The sequence below is a fragment of the Vibrio sp. 1457 genome (assembly GCF_033340195.1).
GTDB lineage: Bacteria > Pseudomonadota > Gammaproteobacteria > Enterobacterales > Vibrionaceae > Vibrio > Vibrio alginolyticus.
In genome coordinates this window covers 300,876-316,979 of the sequence record NZ_JAWOWA010000004.1, presented here as the reverse complement: position 1 = coordinate 316,979, position 16,104 = coordinate 300,876, and the positions used below count along the sequence as shown (strand labels likewise).

The window sequence follows — 16,104 nt, the reverse complement described above, 5'->3', positions numbered from 1 at the left end:
AGGTATAACCCCATTAATTGATGCAACACCTCATTAAACCAGAGAGATAAACATGTTTGGTAAAGGCGGTATGGGCAACCTAATGAAGCAAGCCCAGCAAATGCAAGATCGCATGCAAAAGCTTCAAGAAGAAATCGCGAATATGGAAGTAACTGGCGAGTCTGGTGCTGGCCTAGTTAAAGTTACTATCACTGGTAGTCACAGCGTACGTCGTGTTGACATCGATGAAAGTTTGATGGAAGACGACAAAGAAATGCTTGAAGATCTGATCGCTGCGGCGTTCAACGATGCAGCCCGTCGTGTTGAAGAAACTCAAAAAGAGAAAATGGCTTCTGTAACTGGCGGTATGCAACTACCACCAGGCATGAAAATGCCATTCTAATCTGCTGATATTTAATTAAGCGGACTTTTAATGCGTACCAGTCATATGCTGGAGCAATTGATGGAGGCCTTACGTTGTCTACCTGGGGTTGGCCCCAAGTCAGCGCAGCGTATGGCCTTTCATTTGTTACAGCGCGATAGAAAAGGCGGTTTGCAGCTTGCAGATGCGCTGAGTCAGGCAATGACAGAAATAGGTCATTGTACTGAGTGTCGAACCTTCACCGAAGAAGAAGTCTGTCATATTTGTACCAACCCAAAACGCCAAGAAAATGGTCAAATTTGTGTGGTAGAAAGCCCGGCAGACATCGCAGCCGTTGAAGCAACAGGCCAATATTCTGGTCGGTATTTTGTTCTTATGGGGCATTTGTCGCCATTAGATGGTATTGGTCCAAGTGATATTGGATTAGATGTCCTTGATTACCGCTTACGTCGCGGTGATATTACCGAAGTGATTTTGGCGACAAACCCAACAGTTGAAGGTGAAGCCACTGCCCACTACATCGCAGAGCTATGTAAAGAGCACCAAGTTGATGCCAGCCGCATCGCGCATGGTGTGCCTGTCGGTGGGGAGCTAGAGCTTGTTGATGGCACGACGTTGTCACATTCGCTATTAGGTCGACACAGAATTTAATAAAAAGCCGCTGAATTCAGCGGCTTTTTTGATTTTGGGAGTTAGGAACGATTAATCGTTCGATTCTTTACCAAGAAGGTTTTTGTAGATAACCGCACCAAGCACGCCACCCACAATAGGAGCAAGCCAGAACAGCCATAGCTGAGAAACCGCCCAGTCACCCACATATACTGCGACTGCCGTGCTACGAGCAGGGTTTACTGACGTATTGGTGACAGGAATGCTGATCAGGTGAATGAGAGTCAAACACAGGCCAATTGCGATAGGTGCAAAGCCTTGTGGCGCACGTTTGTCTGTTGCACCCATAATGACAATCAGGAACATCATCGTCATGACAACTTCAGTCACAAGTGCAGCGATCATCGAGTATTGGCCTGGAGAGTGTTCACCATAACCATTGGCGGCAAAGCCAGAACCCACAACATCGAATCCTGCTTGTCCAGATGCAATAACGTAAAGCACACCACCTGCGATAAGCCCGCCGATAACCTGTGAGATGATGTAGGGAGCAACGTCTTTTGTCTCAAAACGACCGCCAGCCCAAAGGCCAACTGTCACTGCAGGGTTCAAGTGACAACCTGAAATATGACCGATAGCAAATGCCATCGTCAGAACGGTTAAACCGAATGCCAAAGAAACGCCCAACAGACCAATACCCACTTCAGGGAAACCCGCAGCCAACACCGCGCTACCACAGCCGCCTAACACTAGCCAGAACGTGCCAAAAGCCTCAGCCAAATACTTATTCATGTTCTTTCCTGATCTTTAATTAAATGACCCGCTGAACATAGTCGAGAATTGTCAATAAATTGTGAGGGAGATCGCGCGAAAACCGCAAATGGAACGCTATGTGGCAAGAGTTCTCAAGGGTGAGATAAAAAGCAGAGGGGGAAAGTGCTAAATCTTGAGTTTGCTTTGATTACTGCCTCGGAGAGAAACAACCGAGGTACTAACTTTAAACGTGTGGTCTAGAGTCGCATTACGTCAATTGTTCTAATTCAGTGATGTTGTCGAGTGCTTCTTGATTGGTGTTGCCGCATACAATCGGACACGGTTTAAAATCGTGACAGACTTTAGGGCGTTCAGGCTTACCAAATAGCTTGCACAAATTGTCGTCGTTGAGTTGCACACAACGAACACCTGCAGGTTTGCCCTTGGGCATTCCAGGTATTGGTGAAGAGATACTTGGCGCAATACAGCACGCTCCACATCCTAATCGACAATCCATAATGTAAACCTCTTAAAAATTAAGGGGGCAATTATGGTCATTTTGACGTGGATTGGAAGAGTGAAGAAAGAAAAAAATAAAAGGGCGCGCTTAACATTACGCTCCCTTTTTGGTTTTTTGCTTTTAAATCATCGTGATTATTTTAAGAAACGGTTATAAACAAACAACAGAATAAATGCGCCTAGTGTTGCGGTAATGATACTACCAATGTTGACGCCAGTGGCTCCGCCGAAACCGAGAATGCCGCCAAGGAAGCCACCTACAAATGCCCCTGCAATACCAAGTAACATTGTTGCAATCCAACCGCCCCCATCTTTTCCTGGCATGAGCCATTTAGCAAGTGCGCCGGCGATTAAGCCCAAAATAATCCAAGAAATAATACCCATGAAAACTCCTTAATGCCTTCTTGATCAATTGAGTAATGGAAACTTGTTTAAGGATAGAACAGTAAAACGAAAGTAGTTGAATATCTCCACCGTTATGTGGGAAGGATGCAAGATCTTCTCAAAACTTGAACTTTTGCGTTGAGAAGAGTATAAATCGCCCCCTAAATTCCCTTGGTGAGACCTGAAGTATGAGCACTCCATTTTGGCAAAGTAAATCGTTAGAGCAGATGACAGAAGAGGAATGGGAATCTCTCTGTGATGGTTGTGGCAAATGTTGTTTGCATAAGCTTATGGATGAAGATACCGATGAAATCTACTATACCAATGTGGCTTGTAGCTGGCTGAACAGTAAAACGTGTTCATGTAAGGATTACCCAAACCGTTTCACTTCGGGTGAAGAGTGCACCAAGCTGACCCGAGAAGACATCGACGATTTTACTTGGCTGCCACACACGTGCGCTTACCGTCTGTTGGCTGAAAAGCAGCCTTTACCAGAATGGCATCCGCTGATTACAGGCTCTAAGTCCGCAATGCATGCGGCAGGGGAAAGTGTCCGTAACAAAGTCGTTTACGAGATTGATGTGGTGGATTGGGAAGACCATATTTTAAATCATCCCAACCGTCCTTAGTCGAATACAAACAAGCCTTTCATTGATTAAATGAAAGGCTTTTTTGCTATTGGGGCTCCCAACTTTGACGTCTCGCTAACGAAATGCTGCTCAGTTTATTATTTAGTGTTGTAAACTTAGGAGTATGATTTCAACGCTTTACACTTCTATTCCTGATTGTTTTGATCAGGATTGTTTCCTATGAGGTAAACATGACGTTTCATTTCCCCCAGAAACTGCGCCTGACATCTTGGGTGACATTATTCGCACTTGCCGTCATTATGTTCTCCCCAATGGCTGTTCATGCGACTGCTACTGACGATATCCAAGAGCCTTCTGCTGCCGAAATCTCGATTGACAACTTGAACCGAGAGATTGTGGATTTATCCCAAAGCCTCTCGCAAGCGAGTGGCGACGAGCGTGATGCCCTTCAACTGCAACTATTCCAAAAGAATGAAGAATTAAGAAGCCAGTTAGCGTCAGCGATTGAACGTGAAACTATCTCTCGCGACAAGCTGATCTTGCTAGTTAAAAAACAAGAACAATACTCTGAGGACGCGACGAACTATCTATCGGAAAAAATAAAGAAAGTCGTCGAGGATTTAAATAAGGCTAAGGATGAAGAGAAGCTTGCTCTTGTTAATGATTATCGAGAGCTACAGCGTTATCTTGATGTTAGCTTCGATTCGAGCTGGCAAAATCTCGCTTGGTTGAAGGAGCTAGGGGCCCAAAACGAGCGCGCAGAAGCGGAACTAAAAGATAAAATTGATAAACGTATGCGCTTACTGTCTGCTTCAATTGAGTACTTGAGTCAGCAAAGTGAGATCATTGGCTCCCAACTTTCGTCTAGCCCAGAGTCGGAAAAAGCGTCGTTGCAACTTAGTCAGCTCATTACTAAACAAAGGCTAAATATTGCGACAGAAAGCTTACGCAACCTGATTTCAATTGGTGATAAAGTCGGTTTAGAAACGTCTGAATACAAACGCCAAATTTTTGAAGTGACGGGTAATATCACCCATGATTTACTGAATACCAAAGTTGTGTGGTCAATACTGAGTCACTGGTCCAACTCGGCACTGGATTGGTTTGCCGAGAATGCACCGCAGCATATCTTCCAGTTGTTTGTTTTTGCGCTGATTTTATTGATCGCTCGCGGACTGGCTAAGTTAACTCGCAAAGTCGTCCGTAAAGCAGTTGCATCGAAAAACTTAAAACTTTCCCACTTGATGCAGGACTTCTTTATCTCGATGTCCGGCAAATTCGTGTGGGTGATCGGTATCATGGTGGGCTTATCTCAGCTTGGTTTGAACCTAGCGCCAATCCTAACCGGTTTCGGTATTGCTGGTGTGATTATTGGTTTCGCGTTGCAAGACACGTTATCCAACTTCGCGGCGGGTATGATGCTGCTTATTTATCGCCCATTTGATGTTGGTGATTTTGTGTATGCTGGCGGTGTGGATGGCAAGGTAAGCCATATGAGTTTGGTGAACACCACAATCCGTACGTTTGATAACCAAATTATTATTGTGCCTAACAGCAAAATCTGGGGAGATGTTATTAAGAACGTCACGCATGAACGCATTCGCCGCGTGGATATGGTGTTTGGCATTGGCTATGCGGATGACCTCTTAAAAGCGGAGTCAGTATTGTCTGATATCATTACCTCTCACCCTTCGGTACTTCGCACTCCAGAGCCAATGATCAAAGTTCATACATTAAATACGTCTTCTGTAGATTTTATTGTGCGTCCTTGGGTAAAAACGGATGATTACTGGGATGTATACTGGGATGTGACAAAAGAGGTGAAACTACGCTTCGACCGAGAAGGTATTTCGATTCCTTTCCCACAACAAGATGTGCATTTGCATATGGTGGAGAAGCAAGACGCTTAATCACAGGTCCCAACTAGTGAAAGGCACTCTAGATAGAGTGCCTTTTTTGATCTTCGGTTAGCGCTATAGTTACAGTTCGTCGAAGAACACCAGTTTCGGCTCGCATTCTAACAAGTTGTCGATCTGGCTAATCAAAAGAGCAAAGTGTTCTGTTTTACCATGAAGCTCAAATGCTTGTTGGTTTTTAAATTGCTCCTGAAAAACGAAGTGGCATGTATTGTCTTTATCTTGGAACAATTGATAACGAACGCAACCTTCTTCATTGCGAGTAGGTTCAAGCGCTCGGGTAAGTACCTCTTTCAACTCTTGTTCTTTTCCCAGTTGTGCATGAAAGGTAGCCGTCAAGTGAATCATAATGTTTACTCTTTTTGTTATAGGTAACGCCCTTGGCGTTGCAGGAACTCAATTTTGTAACCATCAGGGTCGGTTACAAAAAAGAACGTTGCTAAATGCTTTTGTTGATGGTCAAAGGCTTTGATGTCACCAGTTTCAATGCCGAGAGATTTAATGCGTTTGTGGGCTTGTTCAATGTCCTCCACGCTGACGGCAAGGTGGCCGTAACCTGAGCCGTGAGTGTAGGGCTCACTTTGGTCGTGATTGTGCGTCAGTTCCAATTCAAAGCCAGTTTCTTGGTTGGCTAGATAGGTTAGAGAAAAGCCATCAAAGATGTATTGATCAGCGACTTCTAGTTCAAGTACGTCACAGTAAAATTGTAGAGAGCGGTCCAGATCACTTACTCGGATCATGGTGTGAATCATTTTTGTCATAGGTACTCCTTGATAGTCCGCACAGGTTAGCGATTTCAAAAGGAGTCTGGGTAGTACTCTAGTACGACAAATTAGAAGATGCTCAAGGGTTTATAATACGGATGCATAGCCTAGGATGGTTATTGCTCGGTTGGTTGCTATTAACTGTTAAGTTGCGCAAGTGCTTGACGAGTGGTCTCTTGAGGTTGGCGGGCGTAAGTGAGGCAAGCGCATCGAAGTAAGGAGGCAAAGTTGTTCACTTTACCATTGTATTCGAGTGCTTCTTGATAAACAGTGCTTATGAATTTAGGAACCGTCATGTTTTGAGCACTAGCGATTTCCTCAAGAATTGTCCAAAAGCTCGCTTCAAGTTTTACACTGGTCGCGTGACCATCAATACGGATAGAGCGGGTGATGAACTGATAGTTGTCTTGGGGTTGCTTAGCAAAGATTTCGCACATTTTCTTTATTCATATAATTAAAGACCCATAATTATTGTGGTGTACGATTTAAAACGTCAACTGTTTTCATGCATAAAAAAACGCTCCCTTGCGAGAGCGTTGAAACATCACGAGTTGTGAAGTAAGTGCAAGTTGATTATTTAATTTGTTGCTTCAAGTACTCGCCTAGTTGCGAGTGGTGCATGATTTTTGATACCGGAAGGATAGTTTCTGCAGGTCCCCAAGCAAATACGTTGACAGGAGTATGCGTATGAGTACCCGTCCCCCATACTGTGTTTTGCTTTGTTGCATGCTCACGCGCTAGCAAGTTGCCACGGTCGTTGTAAGGAAAGAAAGCATCAAAGTCATTGATTGTCGGAACGTTCTCTTCGCTTAAGTATTTGTGTCCAGCGAGTCGGTATGGATTTGGTTTACTTGCTAATACGCGTTCTGCTTGCTCAGGCGTAATCGAAAAATCGCTATTTGCGTTCACGACTTCCGCAAACTTCTCTGGAGTTTGCTCTTTCTTATCAAGCGCTTGGAATTCACTGATCATGCCGTAGTAACTTTTCTTTTGGTTGTATAAACCATCGAGGATCTCGAACTGACCAAAGTTGAAGTTTGGCGCGTAATCCTGATTTTTGAATGCTTCGCCGTCGCGTTTTTGTGGTTTAGGCAAGTTTGCTGATGAGTAGCTAAAGCCAAAAGAGCCGGTTTCGTGGTCAGCAGTAACAATGATCAGGGTGTCATCACGGCCTTTTGCCCACTCATAAACTGAGTTTACCGCTTCATCGAATTTAAGCATTTCATGCAGCATCGTACCTGCATCATTACTGTGGCCAGCCCAGTCAATTTGGCCGCCTTCAACCATCAAGAAAAAACCGTCTTTGTCTTTTGAAAGAATGTCGATTGCTTTGGTGGTCATTTCTTTCAGCGATGGCTGCGTGCGTTTTGGATCGTTTTTGCTTTGACTGTAGGCAATACCATCGTTCATGCCCGAGTAAGCAAAAAGTCCAAGTAATTTTTCACCTTTAGCTTGTGTGAGCATATCGCGGCTGAAAGCCAGGTTGTAACCTTGGTCTTGCGCCTCAGTAAGCAAGTTGCGTTCGTCTTTGCGTTTCGATTTTAGGTAGACATTTCCTTCAGTGAGCTTTTCAAGCTGCTCGTATGTCTCTCCCTTGTCGTTTGTCGACTTTGGAATCCAATGACGAAGTCCACCAGACATCATCACGTCTACGCCTGTTTCGAGCATATCCGCCGCAATACTGTTTTCTAGGGAGCGATGTGGTTGATGAGCGGCAAATGCTGCTGGCGTTGCGTGGGTCATACGCGTATCAGAGACGAGCCCAGTTGCTTTACCTTTACTTTTGGCTTTTTCTAAAATAGTTTCGACATGGTTGCCTTGGCTATCAATGCCAATGACTTCAGAAGCGGTAGGGATTCCTGTCGCTAGCATCGTAGCTGAGCACGCAGAGTCGACGACAATTGCGTCTTCTGGATTGGTCAGTGATGATCCAATCACACCTTCTTGAGCGAGTTTGTATAACGCTGTGCTTTCGCCTTTGTAAACCGAGTTAGGTGCGTGTTTTGCGTAGGTCTCGAGTAAACCAACTTGTTGAGGACCCATGCCGTCGCCGATCATCAAAATGACGTTTTTGATTTCAGCTGAGAGTGCATTGAAAGAGAGGGTAGATGCAGCCACTGCCGTAACGATTGGAGATACTAAGCGCTTCATTATATTTTCCTTGTTTATTGAAAGCGCAGGCATTAAAGCAATGATTTATGAAGGTTTTGTGTCGGTAATAAAAGTTTAACCAAATTGTCGTTTTTGTTTGGTTTTGCAGAAAAAATGAGTCGCTCTCTAACGTTCGTTAGTTTGGAAAGAAGAAAGCCCACAAACGTGGGCTTGGATTACGCTTAGGAGTTGAAAGCATGGACTAAAGTTATCCATTCAGTGCCTTCACAAGAAACCTAGTTTAGGGAGCAATAAACGAGCATGTATTATCGGGCCACAAGAGCGGTCGAATTCACTTACGTTTGCATCATATCGTTCTTTGGCTTATTAAATTATGGGCTGCAGTAAGTGTTTGGTTCAAATAGGATTTGTTGTCGTGACGATTATCAGACTAATGCCAATATGATGCCACCAACGGTAAGTGCCGCAGACAGGTATTGACCCGCAGAATATGAGCCATCCTCTTCTTTCTCGATTTTATCAGGGTGATCCATGCCAAGCGCACCATGCGTGAAAGATTCGACCTTTTCACCAACAGATTTATCTTCTGCTTCTATTTTCTTGCTGTCGTGCTCGATTTGTTGCAGAGCGGCAAGTAGCGCTTTGCCCTCGGTCGAAAGCGTCACCTTATTGTGTTCGACTTTCAGAGGCGAAGCACTAGTTTCTTCTTGTGCAATACTTGCTTGTTTAGAGGCGACAGATTGTTTGGCATAGCTATTAACAGAAGTGCTTCCTACTGGATTCATCGAATACTCCTTGGAACATCGACACTCGGTCACTGAGTGCGGGCAAAAAGCAGTTATATTTTTATCGGCGGCAAAGTTTATTTCTGAAGCTATTTGGATAAAAACAGGTCTGCTTTTGCCGCTTCTAGTTTCTATTGGTGATCATTAGCAAAAAATAGACCAGCAGGAAGCAGACCGTTGTCACCCTATGAACTCGGAGCGGTGTGATGATGCAACGCAACGCAACGCTAGGTAGTAACTTAAATTGAAGACCAGCTACTTACATTGAAGATCGTTATTGCGTTTAGTTAGATGTTGATATGCCGCCATGCGGTGAGCATCTTGTACATACCGTACTGGTGGTGCGAGAACCTCTAACTGATAGTCAGTATTATCGGAAAGCACGTTATCTGTTGGGCTAATTACAACCACTTTTAAGCTCGAGTTGCGGCTTAAGATTGATGCTGCCGTACCCAACCCTTGCTCGGTGTGAAACTTGCCTGCAACATGGACAACCTGAGCGCCTGGGTTGTCGTCTAGGTAGCTAACGATAGATTCCGCCATAGTTTCATCCCAAGTAACTTGAGCTGCAAACTGTTTTTCCGTCTGCTCTGGCTTACCGTGATGCATGGATGCCATGAACTTTTCTTTGTACGGACTACTACCAGTGTTGATGGCTTGTGCAATGAACATCCGCTGATCATCATCGAGCTTGTTAATGTAATCTAGCCCTTGTCGACCAATGCATCGGACAATGCTCTTTGGGGCATTTGCTGCAATGACCGGGAGATTTTTCTGCTTAGCAAACTCCACGAGAGGGCGATAGTCGCTTTCATAATTGGGCCAAGCGTTGGCTTGTTTCATTAAGTACTGTTCGCCGATCTCCCCACGTAGGTAAGCGTCAACAACAGGTTGTTTGTCGCGGGTAAATTGTTCCATAGATAACGCGAGTGAGCGGTCGTAGGACGTAAGTTGTTTGAGCATATCGGTTTGAAAGCGATGAACGCCGGCGTGTGTGTGCCATTCACCAATAAGAATGACATCTGCTTGTTGCAGCTCAATTGGCAGTTTGCTTAGAGCGATGTGCTCGCCAGAAGGGGTGTATAGTTGATAGTCGTAAAAACTAGTGACTTCCGCTGAGGTTGCGTGAGAGTTGGTGTGCGTATATGAAGAGCAACCAGTAAGTAAGCCTGCAAAGAGCAAGCTCAAAGTAGAAAAGCGCATTGAAAAGCCTCCAAAAATGTCCGGATGATATTAATGGAGGCTGAGCAATGAATCAATATAAATGATAACTATTTGCGTTTGTTGTTTTTTTTGACTTATTAATTGAGTGTTTTTTTGCGATATACACGCAACATAAAATCAGCCTCACATTGGAAAAGTGTAGCGGATTTCAACTCTGCACGAAGAGCATCGGTTGCTTTCCATGCGAATGGCGTCATTTGCAATAAATCGATTGCGGCTCCGTTTTTCAAGTCCATAACATAGTTAAGATGCTGCTGGTGCTCTAATTCAAACCCTTCAATATGTTCTGGTTCTTCATTGTGAAGACGAACTTCTTGATAAATGCGCTCACGCAGTTGGTATAAGTGGCGGCTAGCAGGAGTAACCGTGACAACAACGCCGTCGTTTTTTACAACGCGCTGCAGCTCCTCAGCTTTACACGGGGCATAAATGCGCAAAATGGCATCTAAGGATTCATTTGCGAAGGGAAGTCGGTGACTAGAAGCCACACTAAAGTTGCAGTGCGTGTAACGCTTCGCCGCGTAACGAATGGCAACTTTGGAAATGTCTAAGCCATAAATCGTGGCATGGTTCGCTTGTGTTTCTATCGTCTTTTGTACTTGATCTGTGTAGTAACCTTCACCACAACCAATATCTAATAATTGATGGGTGCTCCCCTCAGTGTATGTTGCACACAGCTGCGCCACTTCTTGGCGCATTGGGTTGTAGTAATCTCCTTCGAGGAATCGACGACGAGCTTGCATCATCTCTTTGTTGTCACCAGGATCTTTAGAACGTTTGTGGTGCGCTGGCATCAAGTTAACGTAGCCTTCTTTTGCTAAGTCAAACTGATGATTGTTTTCGCACTTAAACGTTTTTTCATTTAACGCTAGAGCTTGGTGGCATAGAGGGCATTGATAGTTCATGACGATCTCGAACAGAAAGTAGGGCGGCAAATTCTATCAAAAAGCGTGGTATCAAGTGAAACAAAAAGAGCCGACTGGGTCGGCTCTTATTAAGTATTAGTGGAAGAAGTCGACTTGCTCTTTCAAGTTTCGTGCTTGTTGTTGAAGTTCAATCGCACTTTGCGAGGTTTTTGCGCTCGTGTTGCGGCTTTCTCGGTTAAGTTCACTGATAGAATGGGCATTTGCTGCAATTTCTTGTGAAACTTGAGCTTGTTCTTCTGAAGTCGCTGCAATGGCGTCGGCTTGAGAGGCTATCGACTGCACTTGTACTGCGATGGCTTCTAATGCTGTGCCCGCGTCTTGTGCTTTGTCCAAGACCTGGTTTGCACTGCGTTGGCTGTCTGTCATCATATTAACTGCATTATGAGTCGACCCTTTTAGTTTCTCGATAATTTCCACGACATCCTGAACTGAGCTTTGGGTTCGGTGCGCAAGTGTGCGCACTTCATCTGCTACAACTGCGAAGCCACGACCTTGTTCACCTGCTCGTGCTGCTTCAATGGCGGCATTCAAGGCAAGTAAATTGGTTTGCTCAGCAATTTCATCAATCATTTTAGTGACGGTTTGAATACTCTCGCTATCGCGATTTACTTGCTCGATAGCCGTTGCTGATTGATCCAATTGATCGTTAAGTTGAGCAACGTCGATACATACGCCTTCAACAATCGCGAGACCAGACTGGCTATCGGTATTTGCTGAGCGTACGTTTTCCGCAATGCTTTCGACTTGTTGTGCGACAGATTGAGCGGAAGAGGCCATTTCTTCAATCGCTGTCACAACTTGCTCGACTTCTTGTTGTTGTCGGTCGGCTTGGGTCAAATTGCTATGTGCATCGTTGGCAACGCTGGTGGAGTTGCTCTCCACTAAGTCGCTTGTTGAACGGATCTTACCGACAAGTTCATTGAGCTGACTTGCCATACTGGCGACACCCGAGCTCAGGTTCGTAATTTCATTCTTTGATGCTTTACGAGACGCTGGGATGCTCAAGCTGACTTCGCCGCCGGCTAAGCGAGTCATGTATGAGTTTAGAGTCGTGAGAGGTTGTAAGCTGTGATTCAAGAAAAGTGTCAGTACAACAAAAGTAATGATTGCCGCTACCGAAGAAATGATGGCAATGAGTGTGAGAAGCGTGTCGCTACCTTTTGTAACTTCTTTGATAAACGTACCGCCTAGCAGTTTCCAGTTCCAACCTGGAACCTCTGTGTAGACAAGATACTTTTCGCCTACGTTACCTTGGTACTCGAAAGGGTAGCGAATTAATCCACTAGATTGTTCGAAAATCTGGCCAAAAGGCTTGTGACCATTGTAGTCGGCGACTTCTAGTATTGACGAATCTGAGCCGCTTTTTGCTGGATGAAGTAGGTATTTACCAAGATTGTTTTCGTCGTTATCAACGATAATGGTGTAACCAGTGTCGCCCCATTTTATCTCTTCGAGTGCATCGAATAAGGTTTGTGTCGCTTGGTCTACTGGTAAGCCAATAAACGATAGGCCTGCTACCTTTCCTGTCGCATCTTTGATTGGGGCATAGTAGGTAATGTAGCGCTCGCCATACAATTTAATTTGAGCGTAATACGGTTGTCCTGCTTTAAGTTGCTGATAACCAGGATGGTTGATGCCTAGCGTGGTTCCGACCGCTCGCTGACCTTGTGGATCTTTTAGGGAGGTGGACACCCGAATAAAGTCGTCACCCAATGGTGCGAATAGCGTTGCTATAGCGCCGGTATCACGTGTGAAACTGTCGACCAACTTGGTGTCATTAATTAAGCTTTCACTGTATTGAGTGATGTTTGGTACTTCATGTCCCATGAAGTCAACCGTGTAATTTTCGACATAGACACCGGCAAGGTAGCCATTGCGAAAAGTAGATTCGAGGACTTTAGCGGTGTGCAGGTAAGCATCGAATTGGCCAGCAATGGTTTTTGCCATTGATTCTACTTTAGATTGGTGTTCTTTCAGTGTGCTTTCCAATAGAACATCGGAAGCGTTGCGGTAAACAAGCGCTGCAATACTGCTGAAAGCAATGAATAGACACAAAGTGATCACCAGTTTCAACTGGAATCCGACACTTTGATTTCGGTATCTCTCTAACATAGACTAATTCCTGATATTTTTATTATTTATGAGTTTTGTATCGGTATGCTATCGGTTTATATGATCAATTTTTTTGATATTTATTAATGAAACCGTCAAAAGTGACCAGTAACCAATAAGTTAGTAAAGATAGGACCATCTAAGCAGAGCTTTTATTACAAAAAAGCCGGGTATCCCCGGCCTTTATATGGTGATTCTTACTGCGCTGAAATGACAGTGACAAGTTCATGTGTCTCACCTGGTTGGAGCGTTTGACCTTGCTCAATACTTGGTGCATGAACAGCAGACTCCACACACAACATGGTTTGATAACCATCGTCAGCCATGTCACCCATGCTTTGCGCACCTTCTGCCCAAGGGTTCCATAATACTGCTGAGTTGTGGCCTTGGTTGTGTACGCTTAGCGTACGATCCAATACCGGGTCTTTTACCAAAATTTTCGCTTCTGGTTGCGTGTAAACGCGATCAATGGTGTCAGTTAGTTGTAGAACATTACCACCTTGGCATACCGCATCAGCTTTCAAGCTATCAATGTACTCGGCACCCATGCCTGTCGTTTGTGCTTGCTTAATGTCTCCAACGTTTAGGTAAGTATGTAATGCGCCAGAGAAGGTCCAAGCCTCGTCATCAATGTTCATGACTTTGAGCGTCACTTTTAGCTCATCGCCCACTTCAATCACCAAACGAGCGTCAAACATATGGGGCCAAATATCGTGGATTTCTTCTGTCGGGAACAGAGCAAGTTCAACAATCACACCGTTATGGTTCTCACGATGTTCAACCAACTCCCATTCTGCGGTGCGGGCAAAGCCGTGAGCTGGAGCAGCAATACGCCCAAACCAAGGCCAACAAATCGGAATACCACCGCGAAGAGCAGCTTTACCATCGAAGACAGCTTTTTCGCTCATCCAGATCAGATCTTCTTGACCTTCAGGCGTGAACGACACGACATGACCACCGTGTAGCGAGATGCCTGCCGTTGCTTTGTCATGAATCACGCGGATGATTTTTATCTGATCAACTTCAACGATAGTGACGTTATCAGATAGCACCGTTAGGGCTGGGAGAGTTTTTAAATCCATGTATAGTTTCCTATCGCTGGGGAGAGCTTTTAGACGCGCTTCTCACATTAAATGCAACATCGAGCCTGCATTCTCTCAAATTCCAGATACAAAAAAGGCGACTCTAGAGCCGCCTTTTCTTTAACGAAGTTATTCGCTAATTGCTAACTTTCTAATTACTTAGAGATGTGAGCGATTAGGTCTAGAACTTTGTTTGAGTAACCGATTTCGTTGTCGTACCAAGATACAACTTTAACGAATTTGTCAGTTAGTGCGATACCAGCTTTAGCATCGAATACTGAAGTGCAAACTTCGCCGATGAAGTCTTGAGATACAACTGCATCTTCAGTGTAGCCTAGAACGCCTTTTAGTTCGCCTTCAGAAGCTTCTTTCATCGCTTTACAGATGTCTTCGTAAGAAGCACCGTTAACTAGGTTAACAGTTAGGTCAACTACAGAAACGTTAGCAGTTGGTACGCGGAAAGCCATACCAGTTAGTTTGCCGTTTACTTCTGGAAGTACAACGCCTACAGCTTTAGCAGCACCAGTTGAAGATGGGATGATGTTTTGAGAAGCACCACGACCACCGCGCCAGTCTTTAGCAGAAGGACCATCTACAGTTTTTTGAGTTGCTGTAGTTGCGTGAACTGTAGTCATAAGACCAGATTCGATACCGAACTTGTCGTTAAGAACTTTAGCGATAGGCGCTAGACAGTTAGTAGTACAAGAAGCGTTAGAAACGATGTCTTGACCAGCGTAAGTGTCGAAGTTTACGCCGTTAACGAACATTGGAGTAGCGTCTTTAGAAGGACCAGTTAGTACAACTTTTTTCGCGCCAGCAGTGATGTGCTTACGTGCAGTCTCGTCAGTTAGGAAAAGACCAGTTGCTTCAGCTACAACGTCAACACCGATTTCGTCCCATTTTAGGTCTTCAGGGTTGCGCTCTGCAGTAACACGTACAGTTTTACCGTTAACGATTAGGTTACCGCCTTCAACTTCAACAGTACCGTTGAAACGGCCGTGAGTTGAGTCATACTTAAGCATGTATGCCATGTAATCTACATCGATAAGGTCGTTAATACCTACTACTTCGATGTCGTTGCGCTCTTGCGCTGCACGGAATACGAAACGACCGATACGGCCAAAACCGTTAATACCTACTTTGATAGTCATTATAGTTGCTCCACAACTTAATTTCTGATTAAAGATAACTGGTAGTAAAATTACAGAATCCAGTAAACATCTGCAAGTGATAATCGGACTTAACTTGTTTAAAGTCAAAAAAAAGCGACGCTTTTTTTAACAATTCTTTGCAAATGTACGTTTTTTAAACTTTTAACTGATTCTTCTGTAGCCCAGTTGGCGTAATATAACTGGTGAGATAAGTGCTCTTATCAAATTAATTACGCATGGTGTCCTGGTGAGAAAGTATGTGCTACAACTGTTAAGAGAAGCAAGTTTTTTGCTAAAAAAGTCAATACCAAGAACAGTAAATAAGGAGCCGAAAGTCGTGGAACAAAGCGGGAAAAAAGTGACGAAGTCAGATGAACAGTGGCGTGAGCAACTGTCTGATGAAGAGTTCCGTGTTTGCCGAGAGCAAGGTACAGAGCCTCCTTTCAGCGGTAAGCTACTGCATAATAAGGAAACTGGTGTTTATGCTTGTACTTGTTGTAATGCCCCTCTCTTTGTCTCTGATAACAAGTATGACTCTGGCTGCGGATGGCCAAGTTTTGATGCGCCTATCAACGATCAAGCGGTGCGCTATTTAGAAGATCTAAGTCACGGAATGGTACGTACAGAGATTCGTTGTGCAACGTGTGATAGCCATCTAGGGCACGTTTTTGAAGATGGCCCACAGACCACAGGAGAGCGGTTTTGTGTTAATTCTGTGTCGTTAATTTTCAACAAATCAGAATAATAACGACAAAATTGTGCTCGAGATTGTTTTATCCTTTCAGGATGATTCATGCTCAACGGTGATCTGAGTGT

The 16,104-nt window shown here is 44.4% G+C and carries 18 protein-coding genes; 5 read left to right on the top strand and 13 right to left on the bottom strand.

Annotation, left to right across the window (positions count from 1 at the left end):
• The first annotated feature begins 52 nt into the window (after positions 1-52).
• Entirely contained in the window at positions 53-382 is a 330-nt protein-coding gene (locus tag R7Z41_RS06690; protein ID WP_005380618.1) for a YbaB/EbfC family nucleoid-associated protein, read from the top strand.
• Positions 383-412: 30 nt separating this feature from the next.
• A complete protein-coding gene (recR, locus tag R7Z41_RS06685) occupies positions 413-1,012 on the top strand; it encodes a recombination mediator RecR (RefSeq protein WP_005380619.1) in 600 nt (199 codons plus the stop codon).
• Positions 1,013-1,063: 51 nt separating this feature from the next.
• On the opposite strand, the gene aqpZ is transcribed toward recR, so the two are convergent.
• The 3 genes from aqpZ to R7Z41_RS06670 form a co-directional block, all read right to left on the bottom strand.
• The gene (gene aqpZ / locus R7Z41_RS06680) at positions 1,064-1,762 is read right to left on the bottom strand and encodes an aquaporin Z (RefSeq protein WP_104975517.1); all 699 of its coding nucleotides are present in this window, start codon (positions 1,760-1,762) and stop codon (positions 1,064-1,066) included.
• Between the two features lie 229 nt (positions 1,763-1,991).
• Positions 1,992-2,240, bottom strand: a complete 249-nt coding sequence (locus tag R7Z41_RS06675) for a YkgJ family cysteine cluster protein (protein ID WP_017820793.1) — start codon at positions 2,238-2,240, stop codon at positions 1,992-1,994.
• Positions 2,241-2,377: 137 nt separating this feature from the next.
• The gene (locus R7Z41_RS06670) at positions 2,378-2,626 is read right to left on the bottom strand and encodes a GlsB/YeaQ/YmgE family stress response membrane protein (protein ID WP_005380625.1); all 249 of its coding nucleotides are present in this window, start codon (positions 2,624-2,626) and stop codon (positions 2,378-2,380) included.
• 188 nt (positions 2,627-2,814) lie between these two features.
• Between R7Z41_RS06670 and R7Z41_RS06665 the strand changes: the two genes are divergently transcribed.
• Together R7Z41_RS06665 and R7Z41_RS06660 are read left to right on the top strand one after the other, a co-directional pair.
• A complete protein-coding gene (locus R7Z41_RS06665; protein WP_005384948.1) occupies positions 2,815-3,255 on the top strand; it encodes a YcgN family cysteine cluster protein in 441 nt (146 codons plus the stop codon).
• A 191-nt stretch (positions 3,256-3,446) separates the two neighbouring features.
• On the top strand, positions 3,447-5,126 hold the full coding sequence (locus tag R7Z41_RS06660) for a mechanosensitive ion channel family protein (protein ID WP_005380681.1): 1,680 nt from the start codon (positions 3,447-3,449) through the stop codon (positions 5,124-5,126).
• Between the two features lie 69 nt (positions 5,127-5,195).
• Here R7Z41_RS06660 and R7Z41_RS06655 read toward each other — a convergent pair whose 3' ends face one another.
• From R7Z41_RS06655 to gap, 10 genes are all read right to left on the bottom strand, one after another.
• Positions 5,196-5,480 (bottom strand): putative quinol monooxygenase, encoded by a 285-nt coding sequence (locus tag R7Z41_RS06655; protein WP_042522508.1) that lies wholly within the window; start codon positions 5,478-5,480, stop codon positions 5,196-5,198.
• A gap of 17 nt (positions 5,481-5,497) precedes the next feature.
• Positions 5,498-5,893, bottom strand: a complete 396-nt coding sequence (locus R7Z41_RS06650) for a VOC family protein (protein ID WP_005380685.1) — start codon at positions 5,891-5,893, stop codon at positions 5,498-5,500.
• A gap of 140 nt (positions 5,894-6,033) precedes the next feature.
• Complete coding sequence (locus tag R7Z41_RS06645; RefSeq protein WP_005380686.1) at positions 6,034-6,333, bottom strand: ribbon-helix-helix domain-containing protein; 300 nt, start codon at positions 6,331-6,333, stop codon at positions 6,034-6,036.
• Positions 6,334-6,469: 136 nt separating this feature from the next.
• Entirely contained in the window at positions 6,470-8,047 is a 1,578-nt protein-coding gene (locus tag R7Z41_RS06640; RefSeq protein ID WP_170893561.1) for an alkaline phosphatase, read from the bottom strand.
• A 386-nt stretch (positions 8,048-8,433) separates the two neighbouring features.
• Entirely contained in the window at positions 8,434-8,793 is a 360-nt protein-coding gene (locus tag R7Z41_RS06635; RefSeq protein ID WP_005380688.1) for a hypothetical protein, read from the bottom strand.
• A 255-nt stretch (positions 8,794-9,048) separates the two neighbouring features.
• Positions 9,049-9,996: a ChaN family lipoprotein gene (locus R7Z41_RS06630; protein ID WP_064376892.1), complete on the bottom strand. Its 948-nt coding sequence runs from the start codon at positions 9,994-9,996 to the stop codon at positions 9,049-9,051.
• Positions 9,997-10,094: 98 nt separating this feature from the next.
• The gene (gene rlmA, locus R7Z41_RS06625; RefSeq protein ID WP_033907354.1) at positions 10,095-10,922 is read right to left on the bottom strand and encodes a 23S rRNA (guanine(745)-N(1))-methyltransferase; all 828 of its coding nucleotides are present in this window, start codon (positions 10,920-10,922) and stop codon (positions 10,095-10,097) included.
• Positions 10,923-11,018: 96 nt separating this feature from the next.
• Positions 11,019-13,055 carry a methyl-accepting chemotaxis protein gene (locus tag R7Z41_RS06620; protein ID WP_033907353.1) on the bottom strand — a complete coding sequence of 679 codons (2,037 nt, stop codon included), beginning with the start codon at positions 13,053-13,055 and terminating at the stop codon, positions 11,019-11,021.
• A 197-nt stretch (positions 13,056-13,252) separates the two neighbouring features.
• A complete protein-coding gene (locus tag R7Z41_RS06615; RefSeq protein ID WP_005384929.1) occupies positions 13,253-14,137 on the bottom strand; it encodes a D-hexose-6-phosphate mutarotase in 885 nt (294 codons plus the stop codon).
• A 155-nt stretch (positions 14,138-14,292) separates the two neighbouring features.
• Positions 14,293-15,288 carry a type I glyceraldehyde-3-phosphate dehydrogenase gene (gap, locus tag R7Z41_RS06610; RefSeq protein ID WP_005380697.1) on the bottom strand — a complete coding sequence of 332 codons (996 nt, stop codon included), beginning with the start codon at positions 15,286-15,288 and terminating at the stop codon, positions 14,293-14,295.
• A 337-nt stretch (positions 15,289-15,625) separates the two neighbouring features.
• Here gap and msrB point away from each other — a divergent pair, with 337 nt between their 5' ends.
• Positions 15,626-16,033 (top strand): peptide-methionine (R)-S-oxide reductase MsrB, encoded by a 408-nt coding sequence (gene msrB, locus R7Z41_RS06605; protein ID WP_005380698.1) that lies wholly within the window; start codon positions 15,626-15,628, stop codon positions 16,031-16,033.
• The last annotated feature ends 71 nt before the right edge of the window (positions 16,034-16,104 follow it).

Coding starts and splice junctions, on each gene's coding strand:
- R7Z41_RS06690 (WP_005380618.1), top strand. CDS start 53: ATGTTTGGTAAAGGCGGTATGGGCAACCTAATGAAGCAAGCCCAGCAA.
- recR (WP_005380619.1), top strand. CDS start 413: ATGCGTACCAGTCATATGCTGGAGCAATTGATGGAGGCCTTACGTTGT.
- aqpZ (WP_104975517.1), bottom strand. CDS start 1,762: ATGAATAAGTATTTGGCTGAGGCTTTTGGCACGTTCTGGCTAGTGTTA.
- R7Z41_RS06675 (WP_017820793.1), bottom strand. CDS start 2,240: ATGGATTGTCGATTAGGATGTGGAGCGTGCTGTATTGCGCCAAGTATC.
- R7Z41_RS06670 (WP_005380625.1), bottom strand. CDS start 2,626: ATGGGTATTATTTCTTGGATTATTTTGGGCTTAATCGCCGGCGCACTT.
- R7Z41_RS06665 (WP_005384948.1), top strand. CDS start 2,815: ATGAGCACTCCATTTTGGCAAAGTAAATCGTTAGAGCAGATGACAGAA.
- R7Z41_RS06660 (WP_005380681.1), top strand. CDS start 3,447: ATGACGTTTCATTTCCCCCAGAAACTGCGCCTGACATCTTGGGTGACA.
- R7Z41_RS06655 (WP_042522508.1), bottom strand. CDS start 5,480: ATGATTCACTTGACGGCTACCTTTCATGCACAACTGGGAAAAGAACAA.
- R7Z41_RS06650 (WP_005380685.1), bottom strand. CDS start 5,893: ATGACAAAAATGATTCACACCATGATCCGAGTAAGTGATCTGGACCGC.
- R7Z41_RS06645 (WP_005380686.1), bottom strand. CDS start 6,333: ATGTGCGAAATCTTTGCTAAGCAACCCCAAGACAACTATCAGTTCATC.
- R7Z41_RS06640 (WP_170893561.1), bottom strand. CDS start 8,047: ATGAAGCGCTTAGTATCTCCAATCGTTACGGCAGTGGCTGCATCTACC.
- R7Z41_RS06635 (WP_005380688.1), bottom strand. CDS start 8,793: ATGAATCCAGTAGGAAGCACTTCTGTTAATAGCTATGCCAAACAATCT.
- R7Z41_RS06630 (WP_064376892.1), bottom strand. CDS start 9,996: ATGCGCTTTTCTACTTTGAGCTTGCTCTTTGCAGGCTTACTTACTGGT.
- rlmA (WP_033907354.1), bottom strand. CDS start 10,922: ATGAACTATCAATGCCCTCTATGCCACCAAGCTCTAGCGTTAAATGAA.
- R7Z41_RS06620 (WP_033907353.1), bottom strand. CDS start 13,055: ATGTTAGAGAGATACCGAAATCAAAGTGTCGGATTCCAGTTGAAACTG.
- R7Z41_RS06615 (WP_005384929.1), bottom strand. CDS start 14,137: ATGGATTTAAAAACTCTCCCAGCCCTAACGGTGCTATCTGATAACGTC.
- gap (WP_005380697.1), bottom strand. CDS start 15,288: ATGACTATCAAAGTAGGTATTAACGGTTTTGGCCGTATCGGTCGTTTC.